At 72.4% G+C, this 21,085-nt stretch carries 15 protein-coding genes and 1 tRNA gene; 9 read left to right on the plus strand and 7 right to left on the minus strand.

The features are described 5' to 3' along the window. The first annotated feature begins 36 nt into the window (after positions 1 to 36). The 4 genes from KDY119_RS11435 to KDY119_RS11450 are packed head-to-tail and all read left to right on the plus strand — an operon-like array spanning position 37 to position 8,574. Complete coding sequence (locus tag KDY119_RS11435; RefSeq protein ID WP_036949515.1) at positions 37 to 3,684, plus strand: hypothetical protein; 3,648 nt, start codon at positions 37 to 39, stop codon at positions 3,682 to 3,684. 17 nt (positions 3,685 to 3,701) lie between these two features. Beyond that, positions 3,702 to 4,691: an alpha-L-fucosidase gene (locus tag KDY119_RS11440; RefSeq protein ID WP_051136465.1), complete on the plus strand. Its 990-nt coding sequence runs from the start codon at positions 3,702 to 3,704 to the stop codon at positions 4,689 to 4,691. Next, on the plus strand, positions 4,688 to 7,132 hold the full coding sequence (locus KDY119_RS11445; RefSeq protein WP_194174189.1) for a polysaccharide lyase 8 family protein: 2,445 nt from the start codon (positions 4,688 to 4,690) through the stop codon (positions 7,130 to 7,132). The genes KDY119_RS11440 and KDY119_RS11445 overlap by 4 nt, the downstream gene beginning before the upstream one ends. Further along, positions 7,129 to 8,574, plus strand: a complete 1,446-nt coding sequence (locus tag KDY119_RS11450) for a sulfatase family protein (protein ID WP_036949513.1) — start codon at positions 7,129 to 7,131, stop codon at positions 8,572 to 8,574. Before KDY119_RS11445 ends, KDY119_RS11450 begins: the two co-directional genes overlap by 4 nt. 40 nt (positions 8,575 to 8,614) lie before the next feature. On the opposite strand, the gene KDY119_RS11455 is transcribed toward KDY119_RS11450, so the two are convergent. The 4 genes from KDY119_RS11455 to KDY119_RS11470 are packed head-to-tail and all read right to left on the minus strand — an operon-like array spanning position 8,615 to position 12,205. Further along, positions 8,615 to 9,460 carry a class II fructose-bisphosphate aldolase gene (locus KDY119_RS11455; protein WP_153022329.1) on the minus strand — a complete coding sequence of 282 codons (846 nt, stop codon included), beginning with the start codon at positions 9,458 to 9,460 and terminating at the stop codon, positions 8,615 to 8,617. Next, a complete protein-coding gene (locus KDY119_RS11460) occupies positions 9,457 to 10,389 on the minus strand; it encodes a 1-phosphofructokinase family hexose kinase (protein ID WP_153022330.1) in 933 nt (310 codons plus the stop codon). The genes KDY119_RS11455 and KDY119_RS11460 overlap by 4 nt, the downstream gene beginning before the upstream one ends. Then, on the minus strand, positions 10,386 to 11,327 hold the full coding sequence (locus KDY119_RS11465; protein WP_153022331.1) for an ROK family protein: 942 nt from the start codon (positions 11,325 to 11,327) through the stop codon (positions 10,386 to 10,388). Before KDY119_RS11465 ends, KDY119_RS11460 begins: the two co-directional genes overlap by 4 nt. Beyond that, the gene (locus tag KDY119_RS11470; protein WP_036949509.1) at positions 11,327 to 12,205 is read right to left on the minus strand and encodes an SIS domain-containing protein; all 879 of its coding nucleotides are present in this window, start codon (positions 12,203 to 12,205) and stop codon (positions 11,327 to 11,329) included. Before KDY119_RS11470 ends, KDY119_RS11465 begins: the two co-directional genes overlap by 1 nt. Positions 12,206 to 12,322: 117 nt before the next feature. Between KDY119_RS11470 and KDY119_RS11475 the strand changes: the two genes are divergently transcribed. The 5 genes from KDY119_RS11475 (at position 12,323) to KDY119_RS11495 (ending at position 17,555) form a co-directional block, all read left to right on the plus strand. Beyond that, positions 12,323 to 13,147, plus strand: coding sequence for a DeoR/GlpR family DNA-binding transcription regulator (locus KDY119_RS11475; protein ID WP_051136463.1), 825 nt, complete (start codon positions 12,323 to 12,325; stop codon positions 13,145 to 13,147). A gap of 10 nt (positions 13,148 to 13,157) precedes the next feature. Further along, positions 13,158 to 14,165: a LacI family DNA-binding transcriptional regulator gene (locus tag KDY119_RS11480; protein WP_036950549.1), complete on the plus strand. Its 1,008-nt coding sequence runs from the start codon at positions 13,158 to 13,160 to the stop codon at positions 14,163 to 14,165. Positions 14,166 to 14,254: 89 nt separating this feature from the next. Then, positions 14,255 to 15,457 (plus strand): Gfo/Idh/MocA family protein, encoded by a 1,203-nt coding sequence (locus KDY119_RS11485; RefSeq protein ID WP_153022332.1) that lies wholly within the window; start codon positions 14,255 to 14,257, stop codon positions 15,455 to 15,457. After that, entirely contained in the window at positions 15,454 to 16,662 is a 1,209-nt protein-coding gene (locus tag KDY119_RS11490) for a dihydrodipicolinate synthase family protein (RefSeq protein WP_153022333.1), read from the plus strand. Before KDY119_RS11485 ends, KDY119_RS11490 begins: the two co-directional genes overlap by 4 nt. Further along, positions 16,659 to 17,555, plus strand: coding sequence for a sugar phosphate isomerase/epimerase family protein (locus KDY119_RS11495; RefSeq protein WP_036949505.1), 897 nt, complete (start codon positions 16,659 to 16,661; stop codon positions 17,553 to 17,555). The genes KDY119_RS11490 and KDY119_RS11495 overlap by 4 nt, the downstream gene beginning before the upstream one ends. 10 nt (positions 17,556 to 17,565) lie before the next feature. On the opposite strand, the gene KDY119_RS11500 is transcribed toward KDY119_RS11495, so the two are convergent. From KDY119_RS11500 to KDY119_RS11510, 3 genes are all read right to left on the minus strand, one after another. Further along, complete coding sequence (locus tag KDY119_RS11500) at positions 17,566 to 20,064, minus strand: MMPL family transporter (RefSeq protein WP_036949503.1); 2,499 nt, start codon at positions 20,062 to 20,064, stop codon at positions 17,566 to 17,568. Positions 20,065 to 20,261: 197 nt separating this feature from the next. Beyond that, positions 20,262 to 20,334 (minus strand) — tRNA-Ala (locus KDY119_RS11505). Between the two features lie 44 nt (positions 20,335 to 20,378). Continuing rightward, positions 20,379 to 21,080 carry a histidine phosphatase family protein gene (locus KDY119_RS11510; protein WP_153022334.1) on the minus strand — a complete coding sequence of 234 codons (702 nt, stop codon included), beginning with the start codon at positions 21,078 to 21,080 and terminating at the stop codon, positions 20,379 to 20,381. Positions 21,081 to 21,085: the final 5 nt, after the last annotated feature.

The following is a 21,085-nucleotide window of genomic DNA, read 5'->3' on the forward strand; positions in this document are numbered from 1 at the left end:
ACCGTGGCCGGCACCCGACCAGCCCTGGAGGACACGATGCCGGCACTCGCACCGTCCGACCGCAAGCCGTGGACCAGCCCTCGCCGTCGCGCTCTCGGCACGCTCGCCGCACTCGCCGTCGTCGCAGGCACGGCCGGTCTCCTCACGTCGCCTGCCGTCGCAGCGACCTCCCAGTTCGACCTGACGTTCGACGACGGCTCCCTGGGAGGCTTCGCGACGTCCGCGACGGCCCCCGACTCGATCGCCATCGCGCCCAACCCTGACGGGGACGGCAAGGGCCTCGAGCTGACCTCGGCGGGCACGGCCACGGAGTCCTTCTACCGGTACGGGAGCTGGCAGGGCGCGCTGACCCTCCACGCGAGGGTCTACTTCGAGGACACGACGCACCAGCGCACCGTCTTCATGCTCAGCGGCAAGGACGACGGTGGCGCCACCGTGTACCAGAACGTGCTCACCTTCACGGCGAAGGGCGGGCTGACGGTGGCCGGGAAGACCACGTCGACCTCCTACGCGTCGGGGCGCTGGTACGACGTGAGAGCTGTCGTGGACACCTACGCGGGCACGCTCGACGCCTGGGTCGACGGGGCTGCCTTGGCAACGGACCAGCCGATCCTGGCGAGCGGGACGTGGGCCACCACGACGAGCGTGCGCGTGACGCAGACCGGGAGCAGCGGCACGACGGGCCGGTTCTACCTCGACGACCTCACCGGGACCCTCGACAGCAGCCGCGATCTCGGTGAGGCCGTCGCCGGGTGGCAGGAACGCGCCTCGTCGGCCACGGCGCCGACTTTCGGCCAGGACGACGCCGTCACCCAGGGCGGAGCTCCGACGCTCCGGATCGGGGCTGCTGCCGGCACCGGAGGCTCGCTCTGGAAGGACTTCCCGGTGGAAGCGGGTACCGACTACGCCGTGCGCTCTGCGGTGAGGATCGTGGGTGCGGGCACCGGAACCAGGGCGGAGGTCCGGGTGACCGCGCTCGAGGACGGCGCAGCGCTCCAGAAGGACGGTGCCGACGTGACCTTCACGAGCCCGGGTACGACCTCCGGGTCGACCTTCGCCGACGAGTCGGCCTACCTGCGGACCCCCGCGGGGACCGACGCCGTGCGCGTCGAGCTGTCCTTCACAGGTCCTGGAACGGCCTGGTTCGTACCGGCGACGCTCGAGGAGGGCCTCACGGTCGCTGCGGTCGGCCACTACCCGAGCTCGGGTGCGAGGCACCCGCTCAAGGACCCGCAGAACATGTTCGGCGACGGCCAGTGGTCGAGCATCGCCGACGAGTCGGACGCCGAACAGCAGGCCGACGTCGCCCCGCTCCTCGCGATGTCCGACGCCGAGCTTGCCGCCGCGGCGGAGAAGGCGGCCGTGGCGCGGACCGGTCTCACGGACCACCCCGACATCGAGAAGGACGCCCGGCGGTTGGCGCACCTGTACGCCGAGAACCACGACCCGGCCTACGCACGGGCGGCCATCCTCGTGATGGAGCAGTTCGCCGAGAGCTACGACGACGTCCCCTACTTCGCCAGCCCCGAGACGTCCGGCTTCGGCCCCCAGCAGACGATCCCGATCGACGCGGTGTACGCGTACGACGTGCTCTACTCCTCGAGGGAGTGGACCAGGCTCCGCGACGAGACGGGCGTCGACGTCCGCGGTGACGTCGAGGACTGGTTCCGGCAGGCCGTGATCAACCAGTACAACCTGTACCAGTCGGAGACGGGCAACATCGACCCGTACGGCATCGCGCAGGTGATGGGCACGGCGAGCGTCCTGGACGACCCCGACATGGTCCGTCTCTTCGTGCCGCAGATGGACCGCCTCTACACCGGGACCTCGTTCTACGCCGACGGCCTGTGGAAGGAGGCGACGGTCTCGTACCAGGACCAGGTCACCGGTCTGGCGAAGAAGGCCTTCACGATGATCAAGGAGAACTTCTCCGACCCCCGCGGCTACCGCGACACCACCTACGGGTTGGCGCTGCACCACTCCGACCTGGGCAGGCTCCGCTACCCCCAGATCGCTCAGGCCGACAAGGTGGACGCCGCGATGCACCTGCCCAACGACCAGCTGGTCCCGCTCAACGACACCTGGGTCGGGACGAACAACCTGTCGACGTTCGACGCCGACAGTCCCATCCTCACGAAGAACCTGCACAACATCGAGCTGTACGACTACGGCCACTACGCCCTCACCCAGGGAGACACGACCGATGCGACGCAGATCCATCTCAACGCTCCGAAGGTCGCGCAGGGGACACCGTACGCAGGCGGTCACCAGCAGGCCGGCGACCTGGACATCATGCTCTGGGGCGCCGGGACCGAGCAGCTGCCCGGCGTCGGCTACGCCCACAGCGCCGCCGACTACCGCTACTTCCAGATGGACGTGGCGGGGCACAACGTCCCGTGGGTCTGGTCGGCCGACGACACGGACTACACGGACCAGGCCGGTCAGCCGACGAGGTCGTCGATCCTCGGCTACGACCCGGGGACCACGAGCGGCGGCAACGTCGAGTTCGTCGAGGCCTCGGACCCCGGGCCTGCGGGCAACGGCACCACGATCAAGCGCCGCCTCGTGATGCTCGTCAAGATCGCCGGCGACCGCTCCTACGCCGTCGACCTGTCGACCTTGCGCGGTGGGCAGGCGCACCAGGACTTCCTGCGTGCCTCCGAGCAGGAGGACGACTCCCTCGCGTCCTCCACCCCCTTGACGTCTCACGACGGCGAGACGGTGCAGAGCTATCTCGCGGCGGCCGGCAAGAGCTTCGGTCTGCCGGACTACCGGGACCTCATGAAGGACCCCGAGACCGCGGACGGCAGCACGGACATGAACTTCACCTGGACCGGCAAGGACAGCGGCAGCTCGGTACGCGCCTACGTGAACGGGCAGCCGGGCGACGAGCTGATCTTCTCGAAGATCCCGACCAACCGGCGCACCCTGCAGGACGCCGCGAAGAAGGACGACTACCCGAACTGGCAGTTCCAGCGCCTCCGTAAGGTCTCCCCCGACCAGACCACGCTCTACGGGGCGGTCTACGAGACCTGGCGCAAGACGCAGGACCCGCTGCTGCAAGGCGTCACCTGGCTGCCCGCGCCGGACGGCGACCCGCAGACGACGACCGCGGTCGTGGACGGCGGATCCTTCACCGACCTTGTCTATCTCAGCGGCGACGACAAGGCGCGCACGGTCGACGGCGTCACGTTCAGCGGTCACGTCGCGGTCGCTCGCGTCGACAAGGCCACCGGGGCGCTGCGCTGGGGGTACGCCTACGGAGGCGGCAGCGTGAGCCTGGCGCACACGACGCTGCGGACTCCGGCCGACCTCACCGCCCACGTCGTCGCCACGACGAGCGCGAGCACCGGCGACGCCGGGCCGCTGACGCACCGGGGCAACACCATCACTGTCGACCGGAACCTGCCTCAGGACGGGTCGCTCGACGGGACCTGGCTGCGCGTCACGCTCGGAGACGGGTCCGGGTGGGCGATGCGCGTCGAACGCGTGCGCGGGCGGACCGTCGAGGTGCACGACTGGGTCCCCTTCACGGTGACGGCCGACGGCGCCCGCTACGCGTTCGCCGGTGGCGCGAACGGCGGCCAGCTCACCCGCAAGGGCGAGCTCGTCCCCGGCGCGGTCACACTCACCCTCAGCCGTCCGGGCGCCGTCGGCGCGACGACCCGGCCGAGCCACCACTGACGAAAGGGAAGGCCATCGTGACGACCGCACGACAGGTGTCCGTCCAGGGCATGGACTGGTACCGCACGGCACGATTCGGGATGTTCGTCCACTGGGGCCTCTACGCCCTGCACGGGCGAGGCGAGTGGCACCAGTTCGAGGCGCGCGTCCCCGCGGAGGAGTACGCAGCACTGGCCGACAGGTTCGAGGCGTCCGCGTTCGACGCGGACGCGTGGGTCGAGCTCGCGCAGGCGGCCGGCCAGCGGTACGTCACGGTGACCACCCGGCACCACGAGGGCTTCTCCCTCTACGACACCGCGCTGTCGGACTTCAAGGCGACCCGGACGCCGTTCGCCCGGGACCCGCTCGCGGAGCTCGCCGACGCGTGCTCGCGCCGGGACATGAAGCTCGGTGCCTACGTCTCGCTGATCGACTGGCATCATCCGTCGTTCCGTGCCGGACAGAGCTCCGCCGCCGCCTGGGAGGACTACCGGGGATTCCTGCTGGGTCAGGTCGAGGAGCTGTGCACCCAGTACGGCCCCCTCGCGCAGGTCTGGTTCGACGGCGAGTGGCCGAACTCGCCCTGGGCGGGTGAGCACGCCGCCTGGTTCGCCCCGGGTGGTGCGTACGGCTACCCCGAGCTCTACGAGACCATCCACCGGCTCCAGCCGGACGCGGTCGTCCTCAACAACCGCAAGTCGGTGCCCCTCGCGCCGGGCGAGGACGTCCAGGGCTTCGAGCAGGACCTCCCGGGCGAGAACACGGCAGGCTTCAACACGTCGACCGTGCTGGACGGCCCGAAGGAGACCTGCCTCACGATGAACAGGACGTGGGGCTACTGCCCGGAGGACCAGGACTACAAGGACGTGGAGTCGCTCGTCACGACGGTCACGCGTGCGTGGTCCGCCGGCAGCAACCTGCTGCTCAACGTCGGGCCGGACGGCGACGGACGGATCCCGTCCCAGGAGCAGGCGCTCCTGCGGCAGGTCGGCCCACGACTCCCCCGACCGACGGAGGTGGCAGCGTGAGCGAGACCGGCACCCCACAGCAGCCCCAGGACCTGAGCAGGCGACGCTTCGTGCAGGGAGCCGGGGTCGCCGTCGCGGCGGCCCTCCTGGGCTGCGCGCAGCTGCGCGCCGGGCGTGCCGAGGCGCTCGCGCGGAGCGACGCATCGGTCACGAGCCTCGCCGCGCTCCGCGCGGCATGGTCGGGCGTGCTGACCGGAGCACCCTTCGACGCGACCGACGACGCGTTCGCCGGAACGCTCTCGACGCTCTCGCAGAACGCCGCGACGGCGTGGGGAGCCCTCGACACGTCGGCCGGCAGGACGAGCCTGTTCACCGATCTGCCGCTCGGTTCCGCGTCTGCGAACGTCACCACGTCCCTCGGCCGGCTGCGCGACCTCGCGCTCGCGGTCGCGACACCGGGCACGGACTGCACGGGCAACGACCAGCTCGCGACGGCCGTGGTCGACGGTCTCGACTTCATGGTCGCAGGGCCGTACGGCCCGGCTGCCGGCACGACCGGCCAGATGCCGGGCTACGGCAACTGGTGGGACTGGCAGATCGGTTCGCCCCAGCGCCTCCAGGACACGGCGGTCCTGCTCTACGACCGTCTCACGTCGGCGCAGGTGTCGGCATACTGCGCGGCGATCGACCATTTCGTCGCCGACCCCTCCGTCCAGCAGGCGACCGCCGGGCCCCACGAGTCGACCGGTGCCAACCGCCTCGACCTGTGTCGCGTCGTCATCGTCCGCGGCGCGCTGGGCGACGACGACGCCAAGGTCGCGCAGGGGGTCGGGGCCATCACCCCCACCCTCGAGGTGGTCGGCTCCGGCGACGGCCTGCACGCTGACCACGGGTGGATCCAGCACACGACGGCGGACGGCGTCGGCGTGCCGTACACCGGCACCTACGGCGAGGTGTGGCTCAAGGACGTCGCGCTCCTGGGTCGGGTGCTCGCCGCGTCGACCGCCTCGATCGATGCCGACGGGATCGCGACCGTGCACGACGCCGCCCTCCACGGCTTCCGGCCGTTCGTCTTCGACGGCGTGATGATGGACGCCGTGCGGGGACGGGCGATCTCACGTCCCACCGAGCTCGGATGGGACGACGGCTTCTCCGCCGCCGTCGACGTCGCCCTCCTCGGGCAGGCCGCGGCGGGAACGGCGACCGGGACGGAGCTGCTCGCCGTCGCGAAGGGCTGGTTCGAGCGGTCCGCGCGCCCCGCGTCGGACTCCGGGTCGATGCTCAAGACCAGCGTGGCGACGAGTCTGGCCGCGGACTCCTCGGTCGTGGCGGCGGACGAGCCCTCGGGCCACTTCCTGTTCCCCTCGATGGACCGGGCCGTGCACCGCGGCGACGGGTGGGCCGTGTCGATCTCCCTCGCGTCGAGCCGCACCGCCTACTACGAGAACGGCGGTGGGGACAACCTGCGGGGCTGGCACACGGGCGACGGCATGACCGCGACGTACCTGTCGTCGTGGAGCGACCACTACGACGACGGCTTCTGGCCGACCGTCGACCCGTACCGGCTCCCCGGGACCACCGCGTCCGTGCTCCCGCTCACCGACGGGCAGGGCGGCACCTACGCGAACGCCCATCCGGCGTCGCCGTGGGCCGGCGGCACGAGCGACGGCACCTACGCGGCGATCGGGCTCCAGCTGGAGGGGCCCTTCAGCACGTTGCGGGGAGCGAAGTCGTGGTTCTGCCTGGACGACGCGATCGTCTGCCTCGGGTCGGGCATCACGTCTCGCGACGGCGCCGAGGTGGACACCGTGGTCGACGACCGCATCCTCACGGACGGGCAGCGTCTGCGCGTCGACGGTCGCGCGATCACGGGACGCCGGTCCGTCCGCCGAGCGCGCCTGGCGTCGATCGACGGCCACTCGTCCTACGGCTTTCTCGAGCTCACCGACGTCACTGCCGTCGTCGAGAGCCGTACGGGCTCCTGGTCCGACATCGACAGCCTGGCCGCGTACGCCTCGCTGCCACCACTGACTCGTGAGCACGCGGCGCTGCACCTCAAGCACGGCGTCGACCCGACGGATGCTTCGTACGGCTACGTCCTGATGCCCGGTGCGGGCCGGCGCGCCGGGGTGGCCCGCGCGCTCAGCCGGGTCCGGGTCACGGCGAAGGACGCGACCGCGCACGGGATCGAGCTGCCGCTGCTCGGGACGACCGCGGCGACGTTCTGGACGGCGGGGCATGCCGGCGCGCTCCGCGCCTCCGCGGCCTGCGCCCTGCTGGTGCGGGTGGACCGCCGGGCCGGGACGGCGACGCTCTGCCTCGCCGATCCGACCCGTTCGGCGGCGAACCTCGTCGTGACGTGGGAGCACGCCGTGCGCGCCGTCGTCTCGGCACCGTCGACGGTGACGTCCGCGACGACGCGTGGGCGCCGCCTCACGCTCACCTTCGCCGGTCTCGACGGTGCGGAGGGGGCGACGCAGACCGTCGTGGTCCGGCTGTGAGCGGGCCGCGGGCACACCACCCCAGCGTCCTCGTCCTGCTGAGCGACGACCAGGGCCCCTGGGCGCTCGGGTGCGCGGGCAACGAGGAGATCATCACGCCGACGCTCGACGGGCTGGCTGCCGAGGGGACGAGGCTCGAGAACTTCTTCTGCGTGTCCCCGGTGTGCTCGCCGGCGCGCGCGAGCCTGCTCTCTGGGACCATCCCGTCGGTGCACGGCGTGCACGACTACCTCGCGGGACAGGACTCGGGTCCCGGCGCACCGCCGTACCTGGCCGACGTGCCCCTCGTGACCGAGTCGTTCGCCGAGGCCGGGTACCGCGTGGGACTGTCCGGGAAGTGGCACCTCGGAACCTCGGACGTGCCCGGTCCCGGCTTCACGCACTGGTTCGCGCTAGAAGGAGGAGGGTCGCCCTACCACGACGCGACCTTCTTTCGGGTGTCGGAGAAGACGGGCCTGGCCGAGCGCGTGCACGTGACGGACTACGTGACGGACGTGATCGCCGACGACGCGATCGAGTTCGTGCGCACGCAGCCCGACGACCGCCCCTTCTTCCTCCAGGTCGGGTTCACCGCTCCCCACAAGCCGTTCGCCGGGCAGCATCCGGCTCGCTTCGAGGACCTCTACGCGGACTGTGCCTTCGCGACGTGCCCCCAGGAGCCTCTGCACCCGTGGACCCCGCTCGTCGACGGCGTCCCGATCGGCGGGGAACGTGACACCCGTGCCGCGCTCGTGGGGTACTTCGCGGCCGTGACCGCGATGGACGAGGCGATCGGCCGCATCCTCGGGGCGTTGGCCGAGTCGGGCCGGGCCGAGGACACCGTCGTCGTGTTCATGAGCGACAACGGCTTCAGCTGCGGGCATCACGGCATCTGGGGCAAGGGCAACGGCACCTATCCCCAGAACATGTACGACAGCTCGGTCAAGGTTCCGGCCATCTTCCACCTGCCCGGACGGGTCGAGAGGGGACAGGTCCTGACCGAGCTGCTCTCCGGGTACGACGTCGCCGCCACCCTCCTCGAGCTCGCCGGGCTGCCGCACTCGCCGTTCGAGTCGGGGCCCGGCCGCAGCTTCGCTCAGCTCCTGACGGGAGGGGCGCCGGCTGAGCCAGACCGCGAAGTCGTGGTGCACGACGAGTACGGACCCGTCCGGATGATCCGGACCGACACCTGGAAGTACGTGCACCGCCACCCGTCGGGCCCGCACGAGCTCTACGACCTGGCCGCCGACCCCGGCGAGCGCAGTAACCTGGTGGACGACCCGGTCCGCGCGGCGACCGTGGCACAGCTCCGCGACCGGCTGGCGCGATGGTTCGGCCGCCACGTGCGTGGTGCTGCCGACGGTGCAGGGCTCCCGGTGGTCGGCGCCGGTCAGCTTCGTCCGCTCGCCGACGACCCGCAGGACGCCTTCGCGCCGCCGGGCTGGGACTCGATCGCCGGCTGACGGCTGCGGCCCCGCACGCGCGGGGCCGCAGCCGGACCGGTCAGCGAGGGCCGGCGAGCAGCAGGAGGAGGCGGGCGACCTCTCCCGCCAGGGCGGAACGCGCCGGCCCGAGATAGCGCCTCGGGTCGGCCGGGTGCTGGTCGCCGACGACGACGTCCCGGACCGCGTCGGTGAAGATGGCGTTCAGGTGGGTCGAGATGTTGACCTTCGTCATCCCGCAGCCGACCGCGGCTCGCAGCTCGTCGTCGGACAGCCCCGACGAGCCGTGGAGCACCAGCGGGACGGGCACCGACGCCCGCAGATGCCGGATCAGGTCGCGGTCCACCGCAGCCACACGCTCGCGCATCGCGTGCGACGTGCCGACCGCTACCGCGAGCGCGTCCACCCCCGTCGCCTCGACGAACGCGACGGCCTCGTCGGGATCGGTCCGCGCTCCCGGTGCGTGCACGCCGTCCTTGCCGCCGACCTCGCCGAGCTCCGCCTCGACGCCGATGCCGGCCGCGTGGCAGAGCGCCGCGAGCCGCGCCGTCTCGGCGACGTTCTGCTCGTAGGGCAGCCTCGAGCCGTCGAACATGATGCTGTCGACCCCGAGATCGATCCCCGCGAGCACGAGCTCCGGATCCTCGACGTGGTCGAGGTGCACGAGCACGTCCTGGTCCGACTCCCGGGCGGCCAGCTGGGTCGCGCGCACGATCGGTGCGAGCGCACCGTGGTACTCCACGCAGTTCTGGCTGATCTGGAGGACGACCGGCTTGCGTGCCTCCTGGGCGCCCGTGACGATCCCCTCGGCGTGCTCGAGGCAGATCACGTTGAAGGCGCCGACGCCTCGACCGTCGTCGCGGGCGGTGCGCAAGGTGTCGGTGAACGATGCGAGCGTGGTGGTCATGGGAGGGATGCCCCTTCGTGGCTGGACGGGATGCGGTCGAGAAGGCTGTGGGCGACGGCCGCGTCGGCCTCACCGGCGACCGGGCTGAGCACGGCGGCCGCACCGAACGCCGCGGCCTGACGGAGCGCGTCCGCGAGGTCGGCGCCGGCGAGCGTGGCGCGCACCAGCCCGGCCGTGGCGGCGTCACCCGCACCGACCGGGTTGCCGGAGATGCCCGCCACGGCAGGGACGACCACCGTCCGCGAGGGCGTCCGCGCGACGAGGCCCTCGCTGCCGCGCGAGACGACGACGCAGGCCGCGCCGCGCTCGAGCAGCTCCATCGCGCCCGCTGCCTCGTCCGGAGCGCCCGTGGCCTCGCAGATCTCGTGCGCGTTGGGCTTGAGCACGGCACCGGCCGACGCGGCGGCCACGAGGGCAGCTCCCGACACGTCGGCGAAGGCGGGCACGCCGGCTTCGCGTGCCTGGCGGACCCACCTGGCGACGAGCCGCGGGTCTGCGCCGGGCGGCAGGGAGCCGGACACGACGAGCGCGGCAGCACCGACGAGCACCCGGGCCACCACCCGGTCGACGTGCGCCCATTCGTCGGCCTCGACGTGCGGCCCGGGCTCGGTCAGGATCGTGGGGTGCTGCGCACCGTCGACGACGGTGACGGTCGTGCGGGTCGCGGCGCCGATCTCGACGGCAGCGAGATCCACGCGCGCCCGGACGAGCGAGCTGCGCACCCACCGTCCCGTCTCGCCGCCCAGCGGCAGCACGCTGGTGCAGTCGACGCCGGCCGACACGAGCACCCGTGCGACGTTCACGCCCTTGCCCCCGGGCCGTCGTCGGACCTCGCGGACCCGAAGCGTCTCCCCGACCAGCTGCCGGTCGACGTCGTACGTCACGTCGACGGCCGGGTTGGGCGTCACGACGACGACACGGCCGGTCATGCCGGCACCCCCTGCGTCGTCGGCGCGCGCAGGCCACGGGCGACGAGGACGCTCCCGGCGACACCGGCGGACGCCCCGTGCCGTGCTGCGGTGACCCGCGGCACCCGCCATCCGCTGAGGTGGTTCGCGAGTCGTTCGCGGAGCGGATCGAGCAGGAGGCCCCCTGCCCCGACGAGACCGCCACCGACGACGACGCGGTCGCACCCCGTGGCTGCGGTCAACCACGCCAGGGACTGTGCGAGGACGTCCACACCGTCCGCCCAGGCCGCCGCGGCCACGGCGTCTCCGGCACGGACGCGGTCGGCGACGGCGCGTGCGTCGGGCGCGCCGCCCCGTCGAGCGATCGCGGACGCCGACGCGACGTCCTCGACCCGGAGCCCGGCGTGCGGGCCGGAAGGGATCATCACCTGTCCGATCTCGCCGGCCCAGGGAGAGGGGTCCGCTGGCCGTCCACCCCGCACGAGGGCGGCCGCCACGCCGGTCCCGACAGGCACGAACGCGCACAGGTCGGCCCCGTGCGCGTCGGCCGGTTCCGTGTCCGGGAGGTCGGCGGCCTCGGCGAGCGCGCCGGCGCGCACGTCCTGCACGACGGCGAGGGGCACGTCGTGTCCTGCCTCGACCAGCGCAGCGCGGGCAAGGTCCGCGACCGCGGCGTCACGCCAGCCCATGTTGACCGAGAGGAGCCCGACCCCGGCGTGGTCGTCGACGATCCCCGGGACCGCGAGTCCGACGGCGCCGAAGCGCGCGTGCTCTCCTGCGGCCCGCGCCACCGCGACGACGTCCTGGGCGAGCAGGCGAGCGTCGGGATCGGGTGCGCGCGTCGGCAGCCGGTCCTCCGCGAGGACCCGGCCGTCCGACGTCGCGAGCCTCCACTTGACGGTGGTCCCCCCCACGTCGATGCCGAGGACGGCGTCGGCTGCCACGGCGGTCGCCGTCATCAGGCGAGGATCACGGAACGGGTCAGCGAACGCGGGCGGTCGGGATCCAGCCCACGGCTCTCGGCGAGTGCGACCGCGAAGCGGTGGACCACGACGAGCCCAGCCATCGGGTCGAGGTCGTGCGAGACGAAGGTCGCCCCGGTGGTGGCGACGTCGTCCGGCAGACCGGCCGGCGCGGGACCGAGCGACCACACGAGGCGTCCGGGCTCGGCGATCGCGATCGGGCCGTGCCGATAGTCCATCGCCGGGTACGCCTCGGCCCAGAACTGGGCCGCCTCGCGCGTCTTGAGCGCGGCCTCCTGCGCCAGGCCGACTGCGGGTCCGCGTCCCAGGAACGTCACCTGCGTGTGCCCGACGAGCTCGGTGACGGGAATCTCGAGCGCGCGCTGGGCCTGCTCGGCGAGCGCCTCGACGTCGTGCCCCAGCCCGGCACGCAGCAGCGCGAGCGCGGTGGTGGCGAACCGGGTCTGGACCACCGACCGCTCGTCGGCGAACGGAAGGCCGATCGTCGCGCCGGCTGCCGCGGCGGCCGGGCTGTCCTCCACGGCGGTGAGCAGCAGGGTGCGCCGGTCTCCGAGCGCCCCGAGCAGATCGACGATCTCCGTCGTGGTGCCGGAGCGAGAGATGGCGACGACCAGGTCGTACTCGCGGTCGATCGGGTACTCGGAACCCGCGAACGCGTCGGTGACCCCGTGGCCTGCCTGCTCGCGTGCCACGGCGTAGCTCATCGCGACGAACCAGCTCGTGCCGCAGCCCACGACGGCGACGCGCTGCCCGCGCTCGGGAAGGACCGTCCCTAGCCCTGCGGCACGGCGAGAGGCCTCCCGCCAGCAGGCCGGCTGGCTGGCAAGTTCCTCGGCAACGAAGGATGCGGTCACGGGTGCCTCCTGACATCGGCGTGATTGGTTCGCTCACCATAGCTGCTTGTTTTTGATCTTGCCACCCTTCTTCTGCGCACTTTCGCGCGCACCACCTGACTCGTAGGATTGCTGCTCATGGCGCACCACAGTCGGCTCTCGGCACTGCTCGAGCTCGTCACGCGACGCGGCTCCGTGACGATCGCGGAGATCAGCGAGGCCCTGGACGTCTCGGCAGCGACCGCACGCCGAGACCTGTCGACGCTCGCCGACCAGCGGCTCGTCGTGCGCACGCACGGCGGCGCGACCGCGATCGGCCCCGGCTACGAGCTGCCTCTGGAGTACAAGACCTCCAGGAACACCGCAGCCAAGCTGGCGATCGCACGCGCCACCGCGGCGCTCGTCTCCCCCGGCCAGACGGTGGGCCTCAACGGCGGGACGACCACGGCCGCCGTCGCGCGTGAGCTCGGCCGCTCCGGGCGTTTCGCGCTCGACGACGGCGAGCCGGGCGTCACGGTCGTCACGAACGCGCTCAACATCGCGTTCGAGCTCGCCCCCCGGGGGTCGGTCCGCACGGTCGTGACCGGAGGCGTCGCGCGCCAGCAGTCGTACGAGCTCGTCGGACCGGTCGTCCGCGAGACGCTGCAGAACTTCGTGCTGGACACGGCGGTGCTGGGCGTCGACGGACTGAGTCCGCAGCACGGCGCGACCACGGTCCGCGACACCGAGGCCGAGGTCAGCCGGCTGCTGGCCGAGGCGGCGCGGCAGGTCGTCGTCGTCGCCGACGGCAGCAAGCTCGGGCGGCCGACGTTCGCGCGCATCTGCGACTTCGCGGCGCTCGACGTCCTGGTCACGGACGAGGAGCCGCCCACGGACGTCCGTGACGCCGCTGCCGAGGCGGCCGTCGAGATCGTCGTCGCCGGCCCCGGGACGACCGAGGTCGCGGGCAGCGAGCTCCAGTAGGGTGAGGCACGTGCCCGGACCGGTGACGCTCGCCGACGTCGCCCGAGAGGCCGGCGTCTCGCTCGCCACGGCCTCGCGGGCGATCAACGGGAGCTCCACACGCACGGTCGGTGCAGCACTGCGCGACCGGGTGGTGGACGCCGCCCGACGGCTCGGCTACATGCCTGACGCCAACGCGCAGGCCATGGCCAGGGGCCGCACGACCTCGGTCGGCCTCCTGGTGCACGACGTCGCGGACCCGTACTTCGCCGGGATCGCAGCAGGGGTGACGTCGCTGGCGGACGAACGTGGGCTCATGGTGACGCTCGCGATCACGGGACACCGGGCAGAACGCGAGATCGAGCTGGTGCACCTGCTACGACGGCAACGCGCCCGCGCGATCGTCGTCGCCGGGAGCAGGCTCGACGGCGGGGCCACCGACGCGAGGCTCCTCGACGCGCTCCGCGCCTACCGCGGCGACGGGGGCGCGGTCGCCGTCGTCGGTGCGCCCCTGGGCGACCTGCCCGTCGTCGAGATCGAGAACCGCACTGCGGCGGCAGCGCTTGCCCGCGCGCTGCACGGGATCGGCTACCGGAGGTTCGGTCTGCTGACGGGGCCCGAGGGACACCTGACGGCGCAGCTCCGGCTCGACGGCCTGCTCGAAGGACTGGGCGGCGAGGCCGAGCACCCCGTCGTCGTCCGTACCGACTTCACGCGCGACGGTGGTCACGACGGCACCCTGGAGCTGCTGCGCAGGGGGCTCCCGGAGGTCGTGGTAGCCGGCAACGACGTCATGGCCATGGGTGCGATGGCGGCGCTGAGAGAGCACGGCCTGCACGTGCCCGACGACGTCGCCGTCGCCGGCTTCGACGACATCCCCACGTTGCGTGACGTCCATCCCGCGCTCACCACGGTGCATCTGCCGCTCGAGGAGGTCGGGCGGGCCGCGCTGCGCGCTGCTCTCGACGAGGGCACCGCGCGTGACGCGCTCATCGAGGGCCAGGTCGTGCTCCGCGAGTCGACGCCGTCACGCGCCTGATCCTTCCTTGACGCCTCGGAGCAGTCCCCCCTAGGGTTCGGGAAAGCGCATTCCCAACCACGCCGTCGTCACTCACCGAGGAGACCGCCATGACGAAGAGCCCGTCCTCCCCCGCGCCCGGACTCAGCCCCGGCGCCCGAGTCCTCCGCGTCGCGATGAACGGCGTCACCGGCCGGATGGGGTATCGGCAGCACCTGGTGCGGTCGATCCTGGCGATCCGCGACGACGGCGGTGTCCGGCTCCCCGACGGCTCGTTGCTCCAGGTCGAGCCGGTCCTCGTCGGGCGCGACGCCGACCGGCTGTCCGAGCTCGCGCGGCGTCACGGCGTCGAGCGGTGGACCACGGACGTGGACGCGGTGCTCGCGGACCCCGAGGTCGACGTGTACTTCGACGCGCAGGTCACCTCACGGCGGTACGACGCCCTGACGGCCGCGATCAAGGCGGGCAAGCACGTATACACGGAGAAGCCGACCGCCGAGACCCTGGACCAGGCGGTCGACCTCGCCCGGCTCGCGGCGACGTCGGACGTCACCTGCGGCGTGGTCCACGACAAGCTCTACCTGCCGGGGCTGGTCAAGCTGCGCCGGCTGGTCGACGAGGGGTTCTTCGGTCGGATCCTCTCGTTGCGCGGCGAGTTCGGCTACTGGGTCTTCGAAGGCGATCACCAGGCCGCTCAGCGGCCGAGCTGGAACTATCGCGCCGAGGACGGGGGCGGGATCACGACGGACATGTTCTGCCACTGGAACTACGTGCTCGAGGGCATCCTCGGCCGGGTCCGCACCGTGACCGCGCGCGCCGTGACCCACATCCCGTTCCGGTGGGACGAGCAGGGCCGGGAGTACGCCGCCACGGCCGACGACGCCGCCTACGGGATCTTCGACGTCGAGACCCCCGACGGTGACCCGGTCGTGGCCCAGATCAACTCCTCCTGGGCGGTCCGGGTCTTCCGCGACGAGCTCGTCGAGTTCCAGGTCGACGGCACGCACGGCTCGGCCGTCGCCGGCCTGCGACGGTGCGTCGCCCAGCAGCGGGCGCACACCCCCAAGCCCGTCTGGAACCCCGACCTCCCGGTCACCGAGCCGTTCCGCGACCAGTGGCTCGAGGTTCCCGCGAACGCCGACCTCGACAACGGGTTCCGGCTGCAGTGGGAGGAGTTCCTCCGCGACGTCGCCGCCGGACGGGAACACCGCTTCGGCCTGCTGTCGGCAGCTCGCGGCGTCCAGCTCGCCGAGCTCGGCCTGCGGTCGTCCGCCGAGGGCCGTCGCCTCGACGTCCCGGAGATCGTGCTGTGACCCGCGTCGCCCTCCCCGACTTCGACGCGACCGGTCGTCCCGCCGGCTGGACCGGGGTCGAGCTCGGCGAGCCGGGCCCCTGGACGACGCCGCACAGCCCCATCACCTCGAGGATTGCCTTCGCGGCGGCGCACGTCGTCCCCGTCGTCGGGGCCGCGAACGTGCCCGGCGCGCCGGCCGTTGTCGACTGGGACACGACGCTCGCGGCGCGGCACCGGATCTGGTCCTACGGCCTCGGCGTCGCGGACGCGATGGACACCGCGCAGCGCGGCATGGGACTGGACTGGGCTACGACTCAGGAGCTCGTGCGGCGGTCCGCGGCCGAGGCGCGCAGCGTCGGCGGCCGGATCGCGTGCGGCGCGGGCACCGACCAGCTCGACCTCGCCGCCGTCCCCGACGGGGCGGCCGGCCTCCGCGCCGTCTCCGACGCGTACCGCGAGCAGCTCGACATGGTGCAGGCGGCCGGCGCACAGGTCATCGTCATGGCGTCCCGCGCGCTCGCCCGGGTCGCCCGGTCGGCCGACGACTACCTCGTCGTCTACGACGACGTCCTGCAGCACGCCGAAGGGCCCGTGATCCTGCACTGGCTGGGGACGATGTTCGACCCGGCGCTGGCCGGCTACTGGGGCTCGGACGACCTCGCGACCGCGACCGACACGTTCGTCGAGCTCGTGCGCCGTCACCAGGCGCGCGTCGACGGGGTCAAGGTCTCGCTGCTCGACGCCGCCCACGAGCGCGACCTGCGCCGCCGGCTCGATGCGCTTCCGGCCGACGGTGGCCGCGTCCGCGTCTACACCGGCGACGACTTCCACTACCCCGAGCTCGTGGCGGGCGACGCCGAGGGACACTCCGACGCGCTCCTCGGTGTGTTCGCGGCGATCTACCCCGCAGCGTCGACCGCCCTCCAGGCCATCGACGCAGGCGACGTCGAGGGCGGCCGGGCCGTTCTCGCCTCGACGCAGGCCTTCGGCCGCCACGTCTTCGAGGCGCCGACCTTCTTCTACAAGACCGGGATCGCCTTCTGGGCCTGGCTCAACGGCTTCCAGCCGGGCTTCCAGCTCGTCGGCGGCCTGCACGGCGGACGCAGCGTGCCTCACCTGGTCGACGTGTTCAGGCTCGCCGGGGAGGCCGGGCTGCTCCTCGACCCCTCGCTCGCGGTCCACCGCCTCGACGCCTTCCTCGCCGTCAACGGGGTGCCCCGGTGAGCGCCGAGACGTCCGCGGTCGCGGCCCGTCCGCGCAGCTCCCTGAACACGGCGACGGTCAAGCACGCGTCCCTCGCCGAGGCCGTCGCCGCTGCGTCGCGGGCAGGGTTCGCCGCCGTCGGGCTGTGGCGCGACCAGGTTCAGGAGACGGGCCCGCGGACGGCCGCCCGGATCGTCGCCGAGGCCGGGCTGCGCGTCTCCTCGCTCTGCCGCGGAGGATTCCTCACGGCGGACGACGATGCGGGGATCACCGCGGCGCTCGACGACAACAAGCGCGCCGTCGAGGAGGCCGCGGCCGTCGGCACGAGCGAGCTGGTCATGGTCCTCGGGGGGCTGCCCGGCTCGACGCCGGGAGGGCCACCGGCACCGGGTGCCGACCGTGGCCTCGTCGCCGCCCGGGTCCGCGCAGCCGACCGGCTCGCGGACCTCGTCCCGTTCGCCGCCGCGCACGGGGTGCGGCTGGCGCTCGAGCCGCTCCACCCTCTCTTCGCCGCGGACCGGGCCGTGCTCTCCACGCTCGGTCAGGCGCTCGACCTCGCTGCGCCGTTCCCTCCGTCCGTCGTGGGCGTCGTCATCGACACCTACCACGTGTGGTGGGACCCGGAGCTGGCGGCGCAGGTCGCACGGGCGGGCGCCGAAGAGCGGATCTCCTCCTACCAGGTCTGTGACTGGGCGCTCCCCCTCGCGCCGGACGCGCTCCTCTCCCGGAGGCACGTCGGGGACGGGTACGTCGACTTCGCTGCCGTCACCCGGTGGGTCGCCGCCGCCGGATACCGCGGCGACGTCGAGACCGAGATCTTCAACGAGGACGTCTGGCGCGCGGACGTCGACGCGACCGCTGCGACGGTGCTCGAGCGCTACGAGCGCCACGTCGAACCACACCTCGGACCGTGACACCACCAGCTCAGCGCGCGTGCCGCGGCGCCGGGTCGATCGACGAGTCGTCCTCCTCGGCCGGTTCGGGCTGCCCGGCGTGCCGCGGACCGTCCTGCGCGTCCTGCTCGCCCGCCGGCTCGTCGCCGGGCAACGGGTGCGAGCGCTCGAGCTTCGACCCCTCGACGTCGACGTCCGGGACGATCCGGTCGAGCCACCGCGGGAGCCACCAGGCCGCTCCCCCCATCAGGTGCATGACGGCGGGGACGAGGAGCAGGCGCACGACGAACGCGTCGACCAGCACGCCGAACGCCAGCCCGAAGCCGATCGGCCGGATCATCGCTTCGCCCGAGAAGATGAACCCGCCGAAGACGGAGATCATGATGATCGCGGCCGCCGTCACGACGGCACGTCCGGCGTGGAAGCCCCGCTGCACCGCCACGCGCGGGGACGCCCCGTGCGCGTAGGCCTCACGCATCCCCGACACGAGGAACAGCTGGTAGTCCATGGCCAGCCCGAACAGGATGCCCATCTCGATGATCGGCAGGAAGCTCAGGATCGGCCCGGGGTCGTGGACGCCGAACACCGGTCCCAGCCACCCCCACTGGTAGATCGCGGTCAGGCCACCGAAGGACGCGAGCAGCGAGAGGACGAACCCGACGGTCGCGGTGAGCGGCACCAGCAGCGACCGGAACACGACGATGAGGATCAGGAGCGACAGACCGACGACGACCAGCAGGTAGACCGGCAAGGCGCCGGCGAGCTTGTCGGACACGTCGATGTTGGCGCTCGCGTTGCCCGCCACCCCGATCGTCGCCGAGGCACCGTCGACGTCGAGCGGTGACATGGCGCGCAGGTCCTTGACGAGCTGCTGCGTCGACTCGCTGTTCGGGCCCCCCTGCGGGACCACCTGGAACGCGAGGACGGTCCGGTCGTCCGAGCTGCCCGCCGGCGCGACACCCACCACGTCGTCCTGGTCGCCCACCGCCTGGGCGACGGCGACCTGGTCGGCCAGCAGCGCGGCGTCGTCGGCCGCGGGCTCGGGCAGTGTCGCGACGACGAGGAGAGGGCCGTTCCGCCCCGCACCGAACTCCTTCTCGATGGTCTTGTAGGCCTTGTACTGCGTGGACGACGTGTCCTCGGACGCGCCGTCGGGCAGGCCGAGGCGCATCGAGGTCGCGGGCAGCGCGAGCACCCCCAGGACGGCGACCCCGACCACGAGCGTCACCGCGGCCCGGACGGTGGACATGGGCCGGTCCGGCACCACGACGTCGGACGTGTGGTTCTCGCGGACGCGTGCGTGCTCTTTGCGGCGCAGGATCCGCATGCCCACCACCGACAGCAGCGCGGGCGTGAAGGTGACCGCGATGAGGATCGCCGTGATCACCGCGACCGCGGCGACCGTCCCCATGAGCCCCAGGAACGGGATGCCGGTCACGTTCAGGGCGAGCAGCGCGACGACCACGGTCGACCCCGCGAAGACGACCGCGTTGCCGGACGTGCCGTTCGCGAGCCCGATGGACTCGTGCAACGCCATCCCCTGCCGGAGCTGTCGCCTGTGGCGGTTCAGGATGAAGAGCGAGTAGTCGATCCCGACCGCGAGCCCGAGCATGACACCGAGCACCGGGGTCACGGAGATGAAGTCGACGACGCCGGAGAACGACAGCGACGCCGCCGAGGCCACCGCGACCCCGAAGATCGCGCTGACGAGCGGCAGCCCCGCGCCGATCAGCGTGCCGAGCATGACGAACAGCACGATCGCCGCGATGACGACGCCGATGACCTCGCTCGGCCCCAGGATCTCGGGGATCGACTGCGCGATGTCGTTGGACACGTCGACGTCGACGCCGTCGATCGTCGTGCTGTCCACGGCGTGGACGACGGCGTCCTTGACGGACTGGGGGACGTCCAGCGTCGGTTGCTCGAACTGGACGGTGCCGAGGGCCGCGCTGCCGTCGGAGGAGACCACCCGGACGTCCTTCGACAGGTCGAGCAGCCGGGCGCTCCGGTCGAGCTGCTTGCTCTGCGCGTCGAGCTCGGCCTGCTGGTCGTCGAGCTTCTGCTGCGCGCCTGCGGGCTTCTGAGGGGCGGCGTCGAGCTGGGCCTGCGCGGCGTCGAGCTTCGCCTGGCCGGCTTCGAGCTTCTTGTTCCCGTCCTCGACCTGCTGGGACTGCTTGTCCCGCTGTGCCTCGGTGGCAACGGGGTCGACGGTCGCCCGGACGCCGTCGAGCGTGCCGATCTTCTTGAGCAGCGCGCTGATCTGCTGCTGCTGCGAGCCCGTGAGCTTCGATCCGTCGTGGGTCGCGAAGACGATCGTGCCGCTTCCTCCGCTGGCCGCGGGGAGCTTCTTCGCGAGGTCGTCGGTCACCTGCTGGGTCGGGGTGCCCGGGATCGTGATCGCGGTCGAGATCGCACCGTGGAACGCGACGTAGCCGCCCCCGGCGAGCACGAGCACCACCACCCACGTGACGAGGACCGCCCAGCGGTGTCGCGCCGAGAAGCGCCCCATGCGGTACAGCAGTGCGGCCATGTCCTGATCGGTCCTCTCGTCGCAGGTCGTGCACCGTGGGCCGGTGCGAGACCACCCCTATCGTCACCGGAGACTCACCCCGGCCGCGCGACGAGCGCCCCGACGAGGAGCACGTGCCCGGGGCCTGCGACGGCACGAAAAAGGCCACCCGGAGCCCGATACCGGGCTTTCGGATGGCCTTTGACCTGTCAGTTCGGTGGAGCTGAGGGGACTCGAACCCCTGACCCCCTGCATGCCATGCAGGTGCGCTACCAGCTGCGCCACAGCCCCGAGATGTCCCGCCCGACGTTTCCGTCCTGCGGAGCGTCGTCAGTCTAGGCGGAACTCGGGGCGGAAATCCAATCCGCGTCGTCGCCCAGGTCGGCCGGTCCGTCGTTCCACTCGTCGAGGGCGTAGTCGGGCCCCGCGTTGTGGGTCACGAGGCGCCAGTCCGGCGTCGCACCGGCGGTCGCGCGGCTGAGCTGCGACCAGTGCACGTTGTTGAGACCGGCGATCCCCCGCCAGTACGAGGCGTCCTGACCGAGCAGCTTCGCGATGGCCAACGAGATGGCGGCACCGTGCGAGACGACGGCGAGCGTCTGCCCGGCGTCGAGGTCCTCGGCGTAGCCGCGGATCGCCGCGACCATGCGGTCCGCCACCGCGGCCTTGGTCTCGGCGCCGATCCCGACCGGCTCCTCGCCGCGACGCCACGCCTCGTACTGCTCGGGCCAGCCGTCGACGAGCTCGTCGTGCGTCAGCCCCTCCCACTGCCCGAAGCCGCGCTCGCGCAGCCGCGCGTCGAGCACGACGCGGGCTCCGGAGGCCTCCGCGTACGCCTGGGCCGTCTGAGCCGCCCGGACGAGGTCCGACGCGACCACGAGCGACGCCTTGTGCCGACGGAACAGCGTCTGGGCGCCGCGTCGCGCCTGCCAGCGTCCGACGTCGTCGAGCGCGACGTCCGCGTGGCCCTGCAGACGTCCCGTGGCGTTCCACTCGGTCCGGCCGTGCCGGACGAGGACGACGGTGCGCGCGCTCACCGGCG

The sequence above is a fragment of the Luteimicrobium xylanilyticum genome (genome assembly GCF_009429125.1).
GTDB classification, from domain to species: Bacteria; Actinomycetota; Actinomycetes; order Actinomycetales; family Cellulomonadaceae; genus Luteimicrobium; species Luteimicrobium xylanilyticum.

Bases quoted from the DNA above. Each gene is read 5' to 3' on its own strand.
- KDY119_RS11500 (WP_036949503.1), bottom strand. From the start codon at position 20,064: ATGGCCGCACTGCTGTACCGCATGGGGCGCTTCTCGGCGCGACACCGC.
- KDY119_RS11465 (WP_153022331.1), bottom strand. From the start codon at position 11,327: ATGACGGCGACCGCCGTGGCAGCCGACGCCGTCCTCGGCATCGACGTG.
- KDY119_RS11435 (WP_036949515.1), top strand. From the start codon at position 37: ATGCCGGCACTCGCACCGTCCGACCGCAAGCCGTGGACCAGCCCTCGC.
- KDY119_RS11455 (WP_153022329.1), bottom strand. From the start codon at position 9,460: ATGACCACCACGCTCGCATCGTTCACCGACACCTTGCGCACCGCCCGC.
- KDY119_RS11475 (WP_051136463.1), top strand. From the start codon at position 12,323: ATGGCGCACCACAGTCGGCTCTCGGCACTGCTCGAGCTCGTCACGCGA.
- KDY119_RS11485 (WP_153022332.1), top strand. From the start codon at position 14,255: ATGACGAAGAGCCCGTCCTCCCCCGCGCCCGGACTCAGCCCCGGCGCC.
- KDY119_RS11460 (WP_153022330.1), bottom strand. From the start codon at position 10,389: ATGACCGGCCGTGTCGTCGTCGTGACGCCCAACCCGGCCGTCGACGTG.